The following is a 14,017-nucleotide window of genomic DNA, read 5'->3' as shown; positions in this document are numbered from 1 at the left end:
ATTGTCTATAATAAAACTCATTTTTGAATGTGAGCCTTAACCTCCGTGGATGTCAAAACCAAACCTCAATTGATTATTCGTCACTATACCCAAACCACTTCTTATGAAGATCGCTTCCAAGAAATGAAGCTGATGACAGAACAGCGTGACGAACAAACAGCAGATGAATTTTGGATTTTGCAGCACAATTCTGTGCTTACCCAAGGACAAGCTGGCAAACCAGAACATATATTAGTGCCTAGCCATATCCCAGTTGTTCAAACTGATCGTGGTGGACAAGTCACTTGGCATGGTCCAGGACAATTAGTTGCATATTTTATGTTTGATTTAAATCGATTAGGCTGGAATGTCCGTACTTTAGTCAGCTATGCAGAAAATGTCATGATCGATTTATTAAAAAAATACGGTATCGAAGCTTATGCTAAACCAGATGCACCTGGTGTTTATGTTGATGGTAGAAAAATTGGATCTCTGGGCTTTAAAATCCGAAAAGGTCGCAGTTATCATGGACTCTCACTTAATATAGATTGTGACCTGAAAGGCTTCCAAACTATTAATCCATGTGGTTATGCAGGTCTTGAAATGGTCAGAATCTCTGATTTGATAAATCCCTACCCAAGTTTTGATATGTTAGTTCAAGACCTCATTGCCTATCTAAAAAAAAGTGACCTGTTCAGTCAAATTATCGTGAATGATCATTAAAACTCCTTTACTTTGTCATTAGATAATTTTAGAGTATTTACTCTAAATTATAAAACTATGTGATAAGGGACAAGTGAGTGATTTCTATTAACTCTGTAAAGCCCGCGCTAGAACAAGCTTATGTCAAACTCATGCTTGATGTGATTGGCAGAGGCTTAGCGATGGCAAGTCAAGTCGATGAAGAAATAAAACAGGAAATTGCTAAATTTCCTGTCGGCTTCACGATTTCAATGGACGTTTTCAACAGTGATGCAGCATTTATTGCACAAGTGAATCCACAACATCAACTTGTCTTAATCGACCATGCATCAAAAAAACCAGATTTAACGATTACCTTTAAACATATGCATCATGCTTTTTTGGTATTTTCTTTCCAAGAAAGTACTGCACAAGCATTTGCAAATGACCGTATGATTGCTGATGGCGATTTAGGTCATGCAATACGTTTAGTGCGTTGTCTGAATAAAATGGAAGCCCTTATTCTTCCAAAATTAGTCGCTGAACTTGCAGTCAAAGAATATCCGGTCAATCTGTCATTAAAAGAAAAATTGACAGGTGCAGCAAATATTTATCTCAAAGTAGCTCAGTCATATATTAAAGGGAGTGCTTAAGCATGGCTAAACCATATTATGAATTTTTCTGTCCAGTTAAAGTGATTGCTGGTAATGCTGCGCTTGAACACATTCCATTTGAGCTAGATTCAATGGGTTCAAAAAAACCACTCATCATCACAGACAAAGGCGTACGTGCCAATGGTCTACTTGAACCAGTGGAAGCTGCTTTTGCAGCGACAGAAGTTAAAATTGGCTCAATTTTTGATGAAGTTCCACCGGACTCAAGTTTAGAAACAGTAAAAGCCGTGACTGAGATGTATCGTAACAATCAATGCGATGCCATCATTGCAATTGGGGGTGGTTCAGTCATCGACACAGCAAAAGCTGCCAATATTCTCGTCTCCGAAGGAGGCGATGATCTGCTGAAATATTCAGGAGCTCACAACCTACCTCGCCCATTAAAGCCTTTTTTTGTTATCCCAACAACATCAGGTACAGGCTCTGAAGTCACGATGGTTGCTGTGGTTTCAGATACAGCGAATAATCAAAAAATGGCATTTGCTTCAAAATATTTAATGCCTAGTGCTGCAATTTTAGATCCACGTATGACTTTAACATTACCTCCACACCTGACAGCAATGACAGGAATGGATGCAATGACACATGCAGTTGAGGCCTATACGTGTTTGGCAGCGAATCCTATCAGTGATGCTTACGCTACTGCTGCAATTAAAAAAATTAGTGAAAACTTGTTTAGAGTTTTGGAAAATCCAAAAGATGCTGATGCCCGTTTAGAACTTGCTCAAGCATCAACCATGGCTGGAATTGCATTCTCAAATGCAATGGTCGGTATTGTTCACTCCCTTGGACACGCTCTAGGTGCAGTTGCTCACTTACCACATGGTTTGTGCATGAACTTATTCCTCCCTTATGTGCTCGATTACAACAAGGATGTGAATGGCGATAAGATTGCTGACCTGTTACTACCGCTTGCAGGTACTGATATCTATGCACAGACACCAGCAAATCAACGTGCAGATAAAGCTATTGCGATTATCAACACAATGCGTGATCGCATTTATGATTTAACTAAACTGCCACGTACATTACGTGAGACAGGCAAAGTTACGCAATCTCAATTAGATGAAGTTGCCGAAAAAGCGTTAAATGACGGATCTATCATTTTCAACCCTAAAGAAGCGACATTAAAAGATTTGAAATCTATCTTAGAAAAAGCTTGGTAATTTTCTCAAAATAAGTAAAGATACGCTTAAAACTAGCCTGATGTTTTTTTAGACATCAGGCTTTTCATTTGTTAGTTGTTTTAACTCATGAGTTCAATACCTTTGGCATAAATCCTGCTAAAAAAACTCGCACAAACTACTGACAAACTGCATCAATTTGGTTTAGATTGGCGCACTTTTGAAAAAACATTAGGGGGGATCGTTCGTCTCAAACGATCCTTAATTGATTTGACTGATCCTTGATCAACGATTAAGAGGATAAAGCCGTTGACTAATATAACTGGGACTCAATCGGCAGCTAAACTGCAAAAAACGCTAGGACTCTGGCACATCATTATTATCGGTTTAGCTTATATTCAGCCAATGACGTTGTTTGATACTTTCGGTTTGGTATCAGAAGAAAGTAATTTCCACGTTCCTACATCATATATTTTTGCACTTGTTGCAATCCTACTGACTTCATTGAGTTATGGTCATATGATCCGTAGATATCCATCTTCAGGTTCAGCGTATACCTATGCTCAAAAATCTATCCACCCTAACGTTGGTTTTATGGTTGGCTGGTCATCATGGTTAGATTACCTGCTCTCCCCCATGGTCAACATCATCCTTGCGGTGATTTATCTTGAGGCTTTATTCCCTGATGTCAATCATTGGGTCTGGGTCATTGTGTTAACAGCATTTATGACAGGTATTAACCTTCGTGGTGCGCGATTTGTTGCAAATTTCAACAGCTTAATTGTATTCGTACAATTAATTGTGATCGCTGTATTTACATGGATGGTCTATACCAAGCTCCAAATGGGATATAACGCGGATGGTCCAATCTCTGCTGAACAACGCTACCAACTTTGGAGTTTAGAACCATTTTGGAATGAGTTAACTTCAGTGGGTGCCTTGATCACAGGTGCAACATTACTCTGCTTCTCATTTACAGGATTTGACTCACTCAGTTCTCTCGCTGAAGAAACTAAAGATACTGAGAAAACGCTACCAAAAGCAATTTTCTTAACTGCTTTAATTGCAGGGATTATCTTTATCGTCAGCACTTACTTCATGCAGATCTATTTCCCTAATAATCCGGGATCATACTTCCAGAATATTGCAGAAACTCAACCTGAAATTTTGTTGTTGGTTGGTGGATCTTTGTTCCAGTCTTATGTGCTTGCATTTGCCATCATTACTGTTATGGCATCAGGTATTTCTGCACATGCAGGTGTATCACGCCTTATGTATGTTATGGGACGCGATGGTGTCATCAATAAGAAAATTTTTGGTCACATCAGCCCTAAAAACTTCACTCCATCATATAACATCATGATTGTAGGTGCAGTCGCATTAACCGCTGGTTTTATGGATTTAGACTTTGTCATTTCATTAATTAGCTTCGGTGCGTTAACAGCATTTAGCTTTGTGAACTTATCTGTTATCTCACGCTATGCGTTACGCGATGGTCGTACTAAAACAGCGAAAGAAATTATTAATTTCGTTATCGTACCATTACTCGGCTTTATTGCAGTATTTGCATTGTGGTTAGAGGTCGATCAAGCATCGCTTAAATATGGTTTGATTTGGGCGATTGGTGGTATTTTGTATTTAGGTTATAAAACCAAAGGCTTTAAATACCCTGCTCCACAACATGATGAGTTTAATGATCGTTAAAAATTGATTTTTTAGAAAGGCGCTTAGGCGCCTTTTTTTATTATGCAAATTGACCAAAATGATCAAACATCAATCAAAATTTCTGATTTAAAAAATAAACTCTACATCCTAATAGGCAGCTTTATTTCAAAACAATGAGACAAATAACACATTTAAACGCAAATACATGAAATTAAATAAAAAATGATTGGCAAAAAATTACATATTTGTCAGGATACTCATTGACCAAAAATTACACGATGTGTATAAAGAGCAAAATATTTGAGTAAAAGCTCTAATAATATTCATTACACAGGGAATGTAATAATGCGTTTGAATACACTTACTGGGGCGATTTTGGTCGCAATGTTTCCAACCGCGGGCGCTTATGCTGCAGCTATGGATCGTTCAGGCCAATCGATGAATGGCTTTTTACAGCCAGGAAACTATGTTGATTTTAGTTATTCAATTTTGGATGCTGATCTTTCAGGAACAATGAGAACTGAACCTTCGGGCCCTGCATCTGCAGGATTAAGAGACCCGAATGGTTGGAATATGCCTACAGCAGATGATATTAACGCAGGTGGGGAAATTGCGGGCTCAAATTTAAGTGATATTGCAGACACGTTCGGATTTGCAAATATTAATTTAAAATTTCAAGTGACTGACAATATTTCATTAGGTTTAATTTATGACCAACCTTTCGGAGCAAAAGCCTCTTATTCAAATTCTGATAAAAAACATTCCAGAGTCAACAGCTCAGGACGATTGCCATTAGGTGACCTTGAATCTGCGACAAAATATGGTGCATTTCACAGTGAGTATGGCAGTACAGAGGCTGAAGTTTCGACAAATAGTTTATCTCTAGTCGTAGGCTTCCAACCTAATGAACACCTTAATTTTTATGCAGGCCCAGTTTATCAAACAGTAAAAGGTGATCTTAGTTTACAAGGAACTGCTTACAGTCTGTTGGGAGGTTATTTATGTAATTCACAGACTAGTGGTGTAGCACTGTGTAGTACTTTTAAGGAAAAAGGTACAGGTTCAAGAGATCTTCTTGGTCGTGATACAAGAAAAGATTATCAAGGCTATAAAGCAAGTATGCCTGAAGAAGGTGCTTTTGGTTGGCTAGCGGGTGCTGCATTTCAAATTCCTGAAATTGCATTAAGAGCTTCATTAACCTACAGATCAAAAATTTCTTATTCAGTTCAAGCTGAAGAAAGTATGCCTGAAGTGATTACAGATACATTACCTATTGTACATCCTGGGTGGCATATTGTAGATAAAATTGGGGCACTTGGTACCGACTACCAATATACAGAAGGTAAAACCTCAGCATCAACTCCACAATCAGTTAACCTAGATTTCCAATCAGGTATCATGGCTGATACATTAGCTTATATCAATTTACGTTGGGTAGATTGGTCTGAGTTCAAAATCCGTCCATACAAATTTGGAGTTTTAACTTCTTCTATTACGGAGGGACAAGGTAAAGGACCTCGTGGTTTCGACTTAATCGCTTATGAAAAAGATCAAATATCTGCAACATTCGGTATTGCAAGAAAATTAAATGAAAAACTCGCATTGACCATTATCGGAGGATGGGACTCTGGTGCAGGTGAATATGTTTCTACCTTAGGTCCATCTGAAGGTTTTTGGAGTGCAGGATTAGGTGGTCAGTACAGCTTTAATAAAAATACATTCATTCAAGCGGGTGCACGATATTTTTGGTTAGGTGATGCAAAAGCTCAATCTGCTAGTTGGTTCGGAACCGATCGCTATGATGCAGATTTTAAAGACAATACAGCTATTGGATATAGCTTTAAAATTGGTTACCGTTTCTAGAGTTTAAAAAGCACGGATTTTTCATCCGTGCTTTTTTTTAAATTAATCGACAACTAAAACCTAATTTAGTATCAATTTGATTATCTTTGAATCCTAAATACTCAATAAACCTATTTCGATCATCCACAATTTTCTGTTCATCTATAGACATACGATGGCGATTTTTTTGCGCTAAAGAATATGTTTCATCTACAGAAGCTTGATATATATGACATAATTCAAGCTGTTTCTTACTTTTTAACACCAAATTTTTTCCTGTCCGCTCGAAATCATTTCGTTTTAACGCCGCACTCCAATTTTCCAAATTTTTGAACATTTTTGCTTTCATCTGAGCTAATGCTTGATCGATTTCCTGTTGAGTCAATGGATTAATATTATTTAAATCCGCTTGTTCTTTATTTTCATTTTGTGCCATCACTTTAGAGGTCGTCATTCCTGCACAGATGATTACTATAATTCCATAGCTGTATTTTTTAATGTTTTTAATCATACATCCCCGTATCTAATTTATTTCGATAAATTTATGTTCGTATTAGACAACTGATATTTTTAAAAAGCCATTTTAATAATGTAATAGATTGAAATATTAAGGGATTAAGGCATTTTTTTTGCATTATCAATTCACTGATTTAATTATATATTTTTGGTATTGAATTTATGAAAAAAATGTTTCCATTAGGCTGTGCTGGACTAGGCATACAAGCCTCATCATTTGAAAATCCAGTATCTCTTGAAGAACCATCAATAATGGAAAAATTCGATCTACTTGCAGAATCGAGCGTGTGGGATTTTATCGATCACATTCCGACTCATCGTGAAATGATTGATGATTACATTAAAGGGAGTCAAAAATACAATATTCCAGTTTATTCAGGTTACGGATGCTATATTTGGGGAGAACATGAAAAAATATTCAAAGAAAATATCGAGCTTACATGTGCCGTAGGCGCCAAATACCACAACATTATGCTTGCAGCAAAAGACAGTAAATTCAACTATCTTAATGATCAACAAGTTGCTGATGCCTATTTATATTTTTATGAGTATGCTCAAAGTAAGGGTATAACCATTACCTTTGAAAATCACGTAGATAATTGGTCTGAAGATTATCGCCGGGTAGAGAAAGTTGCAGCTTTAGTCAATCATCAAGGTATTCCATTTAAAATGGCGATGGACTATAGCCACTGTATTTTCAAAATCGAAAATCCAATCGAATCTTATATCTCTTTTCAACATGACCAAGAAGCCATTAGAAAGCTTGATCCTTTCAACTGCGATAGTTTTGCAGATGATTGGTTAAATCAAAATTTGGTACATTGGGGGCAAATACGTCCTGCGGTTCCAAACGGGCCATTAAATACATGGTCCCAAGAATACAGCCCATGGGAAGGTCACGGTCTTAATCGCCCTGGAAGAGGCATTCAATACCCATTTAGGCAGCCACCAAAAAATGCGTGTCCCCATGATGAATGGCATGCATATAAATTAAGCTGCACCCAAGAGGTCATTCGCAAGATGATTGACCATTATTTGGATCATGAGGATACAAATATTGAAATCATGACCGTGGATAATATTAATTTATGGTCCTATGGTTTGGGTTGGAAATATAATATGTTTGCAGATAGCTGCGACATAGCGCGCTATATTAGACAAATATATGCGGAAAGAGCATCAATTCATTATGCTAAAAAAGGGCTAAGTTCTGAGGACTTTATCAATCAATATCGCTCATAAATCATTAGAATAATTAAAAAAAAGCATTATATAGATAATGCTTTTTTTGTATCGCGAGATTTAAGCTACTGCATTCTCTTCCGCTTTTTTATATGAACGATTATACATTTCTTCTAAATGCTCCCCTACTGTACATGGTGCATATAAAGGTAATTCACCTTCTTTCAATGTTCCTGGAACTGGCTCAATCACAGCGTGATAGTCTGGTTCATAAAAAAATGGAATTGAGTAACGATAAGCACCATTTGAAAAACTATTTTTTACTCGATGTGGATTGGAGTGATATAGACCATTGGTCCATTTTGGAATCATATCACCTAGATTAACTACAAATGTTCCTTCAATTGGTGGTGCTGCAACCCACTCTCCGTCAGGCATGCACACTTCTAATCCGCCTATTTGATCTTGTGCCAAAATGGTGACTGACCCCCAATCTGTATGCGCGCCAACGCCATATGTTTCATCATCTCTAGGTGTAGGTGGATAACGCAACATGCGTAATGTTCCCATAGGATCTTTACTAGAAGCATCAAAATAGTTCGATGGCAGATTTAACGTTAATGCCAAAAGTTGCATCAGAAAATTTGCCAGTTTATACATTTCATCGATGTACTCCTGACAAATCAATTCACATTGAGGTAATTCTTCAGGCCACTGATTTGGACCATAGTTTTGATATTTAGCGATTGCAAAAGGATGATCTTGAGGATAATTACGACCACAATAAAACCCTTCTTTATAATCTGGCTTGCCGTAAGGGTCTAATTGCTGACCATTTAGTTTATCAAATCCACGGAATCCAAAAAAATTACGTACATCATATTTTTGCTTAACGTCTTCTGGAAGCGCCAATAATTCTTTTGCTAATGCAAACTGTCGCGTCATCATTTCTAAAGGAACTGTATGATTCTTCACATAGAAAAAACCTGAATGCATCGCAGCTTTTCTCAGTTCAGCAACTGCACGTTTAGTCGCCTCACTTTCTGGTTTGTTTATATCTACGCCTGCTAAATCAATTACTGGTATTCCCATTTTTATCCCCTTGTATCAGGTATATATCTTTTACGTTTTCATTATCTTGCTGAAACTTTCGACAATTTAGGATTGACTAAAATTTGTCTTAAAAGCTAAGTCTCAAACTTAAGTTTTTTCTGGTACAACGTCTGCTACTATTTGATTCTGCTTTTGCTTAGCTCGATTAAAAATCAGATTTAGAATAATTCCCGCAAATGTCGCCGTTGTAATGCCGCCGAGATCAAGTCCACCAACCATAATCGAATAGTTCCCTGCGCCCATAATCACAGTCACTGATGCCACAATAATGTTGCCGTTTTGAGTAAAATCGACTTTATTTTCGATCCAGATTTTCGCACCAGCGATTACAATTAAGCCGAAAACAATCATTGAAGTCCCTGTCAAAATTGCGACAGGTAATGTGCTAATGAGTGCTCCAAATTTTGGTGATAATCCCAGAATAATGGCGACAATACCCGCAATTACAAAAACCACTGTAGAGTAAATACGCGTTGCCGCCATGACCCCAATATTCTCTGCATATGTAGTTAATCCTGTTCCTCCTACTGCACCAGACATAGAGGTACATACCCCATCTGCCAAAAATGCTCTACCCATATAGGGTGTAATATTTTTGCCTGTCATTTCACTTACAACTTTGAAATGCGCAAGATTTTCAGCAATAAGAATAAATGCGATAGGTAGAATCAGCAGAATTGCATTCATTTGAAATTCAGGTTGATATAAAGTTGGTAAACCAAACCATGCCGCATTTGAAACCGAGCTAAAATCGATTGGTTTGCCCATTCCCATCATGTTAGCTAAAACAAAATATACAAGATACGAAACTATCAAACCCACCAATAGCAATAATCGTCTCAACATTCCTCTTGTAAATACTGCGACACCACCAATACACATTGCGGTCAATAAAGCCATCCATGTATCAAACTCATTACCTGATACGGCTTTAATCGCCCCAGGTGCTAAATTTAATCCAACAATCATAATGATTGCACCAGCAACAACTGGTGGTAAAAGATTCTCCATCCATTGAGAACCCGTTTTCATTACAAGTAAACCCATCAAGGCATAGAAAATACCACATACCACTATTGCACCTAAGGCAATCCCAATATTTGGATTTAACCCTGAACCGGTATAGCCTGTTACAGCAACCACAGCACCAATAAAAGCAAAACTACCCCCAAGATAGCTTGGCACTCTCCCCCCTGTGATAAGGAAAAATAATATCGTGCCTATACCAGATAACAGGATCGTTAGACTAGGATCAAACCCCATGAGCAGCGGTGCCAACACTGTTGCACCAAACATGGCAAATGTATGTTGAAGTCCAAGTACAATACTTTGTCCTGTAGGCAAGTACTCGTTCATGGCAACGGGAGTTTTTTCAATATCTCCTTGAAAAGGAGTAAATTTGGAAAACCAATTCTCTTTCATCACATACCACCCCATTGGTAATGTGAGCCAATGTCGAACATCTTTAGACATTGGCTGTACAATGATAAATTCATTTCGTTTAAGTACAAATCACAGTTCGTCTATCAAATTTATCGGAACCATATATTCACTTTAACTAAGCAACAAATATACCAATTGGTCGAATTTCTAATATCTCGTTTGGATGACAGCTAGTTTAAGATCAACAAAAATCAAACCTAACACTCTGTTTTATATAAATATTAAATTCATTAACAAATAAAAAATTTGACCATTTTGTATATTTTTTAAACTTTTACTCAAAAAAATTGGATTCCCGAAATATAAAATCAAATCGTATTTAAAATCATTATTTTAATTTTATTCTTAATGAATATTTCATTATATTAGCCAAGTTTTACTAAACTTTTATGCATTAAAAAAGGTCACCTTTCGATGACCTTACTGACTTAAGTTAAATCTTTAAATCCTTGTTGTCGCCATGCTTCATAAACAATCACTGCCGTAGCATTAGATAAATTTAAGCTTCTAGAATTTGGTGCCATGGGCAAACGAATCCAATGTTGCTTTGGGAACATCATACGGACATGTTCAGGTAGTCCGCGCGTTTCAGGCCCCATGAGTAAAGCAACTGGCCTATTCAGATTCGAGGTATGTGGTGTTTCGGTACCTTTGGTCGTTAACGGATAAATCGAATCTTGATCCACACCTTGACTCGCTAGATTTTCCAGACATGCTTCAATATTATCCCATATCTGCATGCGAGCCCATTCATGGTAATCTAATCCAGCACGCTTTAACTTCTTATCATCCAGCTCAAAACCTAGCGGTTTGACCAAATGTAATTGTGCTCCTGTATTTGCACATAAACGGATAATGTTTCCTGTATTTGCAGGAATTTCTGGTTCGTATAAAACAACATGAATCACAATAATTTCTCAACTTTATAGCAGACTTTTACAGTTCGTCTTGCCATTTCAACTGTTCTCTTAATTTCACCACCTCACCAATAATGGTCAAAGTTGGCGCCTGAATTTGATTTTCTAACACTTTCGAAGCGATATCTGCCAAAGTCCCCACAACAACTTTTTGTTCTGGTGTCGTACCTTTAGAAATTAAAGCAACAGGCATGTCTGCTCGTTGACCATGTTGAATAAGCTTTTCACAGATTTTTTCTAATCCAACAAGTCCCATGTACAGTACCAATGTTTGGTGTTCATACACGAGTTCATTCCATGGAAGTTCAGGAGAACCTTCCTTCAAATGTCCAGTCAAGAAGCGAACACTTTGTGCGTAATCACGATGAGTTAAAGGGATACCCGCATATGCTGAACACCCTGATGCTGCGGTAATTCCGGGAACGACCTGAAATGAAATTCCTGCCTCATAGAGTTCTTGAATTTCCTCACCACCTCGCCCAAAAATAAAAGGATCTCCTCCTTTTAAACGGCAGACACGTTTGCCTTCATTCGCATATTTCACGAGTAAAGCATTAATACCTTCTTGTGGAACAGCATGATTTGACCTTGCTTTACCCACATAGATTTTTTCAGCATCCCGGCGGCATAACTCCATAATAGCACCAGAAACTAAACGGTCATAAATCACAACATCTGCTTGTTGCATCAACCTTAAAGCTTTGAGTGTGAGAAGCTCGGGATCACCTGGACCTGCCCCAACTAAATAAACTTCACCTTTGGGTTTGTTCCATTCTATTAAAGACTGATGAATAATTTTTTCTGCTTCAGCCAGATTATTATTAAATACACGCTCTTTGAAAGGTCCAGCATACAGCTCTTCCCAAAAGATACGGCGTTCATCAGGATTTTCAATTTTTTGTTTTACACGTTTTCGCCATTCACCAGAGATTTTAGCTAATGTTCCGATTCCATGCGGGATTACAGTCTCAAGTTGAGTTCTAATCTGTCTGGACAATACTGGGGATGTCCCATTACTCGCAATTGAAATAACAAGTGGAGAGCGATCAACAATTGCAGGGACCATAAATCGGCAATGTGGTGGATCATCAACACTATTCACCAATACATTTAAGTTTTCACATTCTTCAAAAACTTGTTGATTCACTAAAGGCTGATCTGTGGCAGCAATCACTAAACGGTAATCGTTTAATTTTAAATCGTGATCTTCAAAATGAGCTTGAATATATTGACCAGAGCTTTTCTCGACAATTTCTAAAAGTTGCGCCTCAATCTCAGGTGAAATAACCGAAATTTTTGCTCCTGATTTTTGCAGTAACAGTGCTTTGCGATAAGCAATATGCCCTCCACCGACAATCAAACAAGGTTGCTGCTGCAATTTTAATGAAATTGGAAAAATATCCACTGAATCGATCCTCATATGCCCACTCTATTTTAGCACCTTCTCCACGACTCAAGCTGCTTAAAAGTAAGCAAGTGGTAGCTTTTTTAACAGATGCATATCGATGAAGGGACCTAAAACGGATAAAACTTGAACTCTATTTGGATAGTCAAAAATCCTGCTGATGCCGATGATAAGTTCAACAGTAAAGGAGATTATCGAGATGGCTGGTTCATATATTGATGTACATTCATCAGCAGGTTCGTTTAAAGCATATCTTTCAGTACCTGAAGCAGGTAAAGGTCCTGGTCTTGTGTTATGTCAGGAAATTTTCGGTGTTAATGAAGTTATGCGTCAAAAGGCAGACTTTTTGGCTGAAGAAGGTTATACCGTTATTGTTCCTGATTTATTTTGGCGTATTCAACCTAATGTAGAACTCGGTTATACCGAAGAAGACTTTCAAAAAGCATATGACTTATATACTCAATTTAATCAAGATCTGGGTATTGAGGATATCAAATCTACAATTGAAACACTCAAATCCCTTGAAACAGTTGATCAAGATGCAGGTACTGGATTGGTCGGATACTGCCTAGGCGGTAAATTGGCATATCTCGCAGCTTGCCGCATTCCAGATTTAAAGTGTTCTGTTTCTTACTACGGTGTAGGAATCGAGCAAAACCTAGAAGAAGCAGTCAACATTCAATCCAAACTGGTTCTTCATTTTGCTGAACAAGATCAATTCTGTGATTCTAACACTCGTGAACAAATCCTACTTGCTCTGCAAAACAACTCAAAAGTCGAAACATATATTTATCCAGATGTCGATCATGCCTTTGCTCGCCCACAGAGTATGCATTATCACAAGCCTAGTGCACTCATGGCACATGAAAGAACCATTACAGCTTTACGCAAAGCAATAGGACCAAATTACGACCTTGCTGCGCTATGGGAAGAGCATGTTCGATTTGAATTTGACACTCGAAATGTTCCAGACACGATGGCAACAATGGTGGCAGAGCCTTATGTCAATCACATTCCAACATTGACAGGTGGCGTCGGCTACAAACAATTAGCTCGCTTCTATCAATACCATTTTGTTCATAACAATCCAAAAGATATGAAACTGACGCCTATTTCACGAACTGTAGGCGCAACTCAAGTCGTTGATGAATTCATTATGAGTTTCACTCATGATGAGGAAATTGATTGGTTAATTCCTGGAATTAAACCGACGGGAAAATATGTAGAGATTCCAATGCTCGGCATTATCAAGTTCCGTGGACCGAAACTATGTCATGAGCATATCTATTGGGATCAGGCAAGTTTACTGGTGCAAATTGGCGTATTAGATCCAACTGGACTACCTGTTGCAGGTGTTGAAACTGCCAAGAAACTTTTAGATGAAACTTTACCCTCAAATGAACTGATGCCAACTTGGCCATCCAGTGAAAATAAACCGATTGGCGAATAAAGGAACTCATTCTGACAATCAGAATT

12 protein-coding genes are annotated in these 14,017 nt (G+C 37.8%); 7 read left to right on the top strand and 5 right to left on the bottom strand.

What is annotated here, in order from left to right; translation table 11 throughout:
* Positions 1–45 precede the first annotated feature (45 nt).
* The 5 genes from lipB to AC1M9J_RS04415 all read left to right on the top strand — a co-directional run bounded on the left by lipB (position 46) and on the right by AC1M9J_RS04415 (position 5,986).
* Positions 46–702: a lipoyl(octanoyl) transferase LipB gene (lipB, locus tag AC1M9J_RS04435; RefSeq protein ID WP_481951958.1), complete on the top strand. Its 657-nt coding sequence runs from the start codon at positions 46–48 to the stop codon at positions 700–702.
* Between the two features lie 77 nt (positions 703–779).
* The gene (locus AC1M9J_RS04430) at positions 780–1,313 is read left to right on the top strand and encodes a hypothetical protein (RefSeq protein WP_035267888.1); all 534 of its coding nucleotides are present in this window, start codon (positions 780–782) and stop codon (positions 1,311–1,313) included.
* Between the two features lie 2 nt (positions 1,314–1,315).
* Positions 1,316–2,500: an iron-containing alcohol dehydrogenase gene (locus AC1M9J_RS04425; RefSeq protein WP_035267887.1), complete on the top strand. Its 1,185-nt coding sequence runs from the start codon at positions 1,316–1,318 to the stop codon at positions 2,498–2,500.
* A 267-nt stretch (positions 2,501–2,767) separates the two neighbouring features.
* Positions 2,768–4,162, top strand: a complete 1,395-nt coding sequence (locus AC1M9J_RS04420) for an APC family permease (protein WP_035267885.1) — start codon at positions 2,768–2,770, stop codon at positions 4,160–4,162.
* Between the two features lie 306 nt (positions 4,163–4,468).
* The gene (locus AC1M9J_RS04415; RefSeq protein WP_092766849.1) at positions 4,469–5,986 is read left to right on the top strand and encodes an outer membrane protein transport protein; all 1,518 of its coding nucleotides are present in this window, start codon (positions 4,469–4,471) and stop codon (positions 5,984–5,986) included.
* A gap of 37 nt (positions 5,987–6,023) precedes the next feature.
* Here the strand turns inward: AC1M9J_RS04415 and AC1M9J_RS04410 are convergent, their stop codons facing one another.
* On the bottom strand, positions 6,024–6,476 hold the full coding sequence (locus AC1M9J_RS04410) for a hypothetical protein (RefSeq protein ID WP_481591775.1): 453 nt from the start codon (positions 6,474–6,476) through the stop codon (positions 6,024–6,026).
* A 167-nt stretch (positions 6,477–6,643) separates the two neighbouring features.
* Between AC1M9J_RS04410 and AC1M9J_RS04405 the strand changes: the two genes are divergently transcribed.
* Positions 6,644–7,723, top strand: a complete 1,080-nt coding sequence (locus AC1M9J_RS04405; RefSeq protein WP_035267883.1) for a TIM barrel protein — start codon at positions 6,644–6,646, stop codon at positions 7,721–7,723.
* Positions 7,724–7,783: 60 nt separating this feature from the next.
* Here AC1M9J_RS04405 and AC1M9J_RS04400 read toward each other — a convergent pair whose 3' ends face one another.
* The 4 genes from AC1M9J_RS04400 to cysG all read right to left on the bottom strand — a co-directional run bounded on the left by AC1M9J_RS04400 (position 7,784) and on the right by cysG (position 12,541).
* Positions 7,784–8,755, bottom strand: coding sequence for an isopenicillin N synthase family dioxygenase (locus AC1M9J_RS04400; RefSeq protein ID WP_481595840.1), 972 nt, complete (start codon positions 8,753–8,755; stop codon positions 7,784–7,786).
* Positions 8,756–8,863: 108 nt separating this feature from the next.
* On the bottom strand, positions 8,864–10,198 hold the full coding sequence (locus AC1M9J_RS04395) for a solute carrier family 23 protein (RefSeq protein WP_481595892.1): 1,335 nt from the start codon (positions 10,196–10,198) through the stop codon (positions 8,864–8,866).
* A gap of 449 nt (positions 10,199–10,647) precedes the next feature.
* The gene (locus AC1M9J_RS04390) at positions 10,648–11,127 is read right to left on the bottom strand and encodes a tRNA (cytidine(34)-2'-O)-methyltransferase (RefSeq protein WP_035267879.1); all 480 of its coding nucleotides are present in this window, start codon (positions 11,125–11,127) and stop codon (positions 10,648–10,650) included.
* A gap of 28 nt (positions 11,128–11,155) precedes the next feature.
* Positions 11,156–12,541, bottom strand: a complete 1,386-nt coding sequence (gene cysG / locus AC1M9J_RS04385; protein ID WP_481595839.1) for a siroheme synthase CysG — start codon at positions 12,539–12,541, stop codon at positions 11,156–11,158.
* A gap of 199 nt (positions 12,542–12,740) precedes the next feature.
* Here cysG and AC1M9J_RS04380 point away from each other — a divergent pair, with 199 nt between their 5' ends.
* Positions 12,741–13,991, top strand: a complete 1,251-nt coding sequence (locus AC1M9J_RS04380; protein ID WP_481595838.1) for a dienelactone hydrolase family protein — start codon at positions 12,741–12,743, stop codon at positions 13,989–13,991.
* Positions 13,992–14,017: the final 26 nt, after the last annotated feature.

It is taken from the genome of Acinetobacter sp. ANC_7588 (genome assembly GCF_056783995.1).
This window is presented reverse-complemented; position numbering and strand designations above follow the sequence as displayed.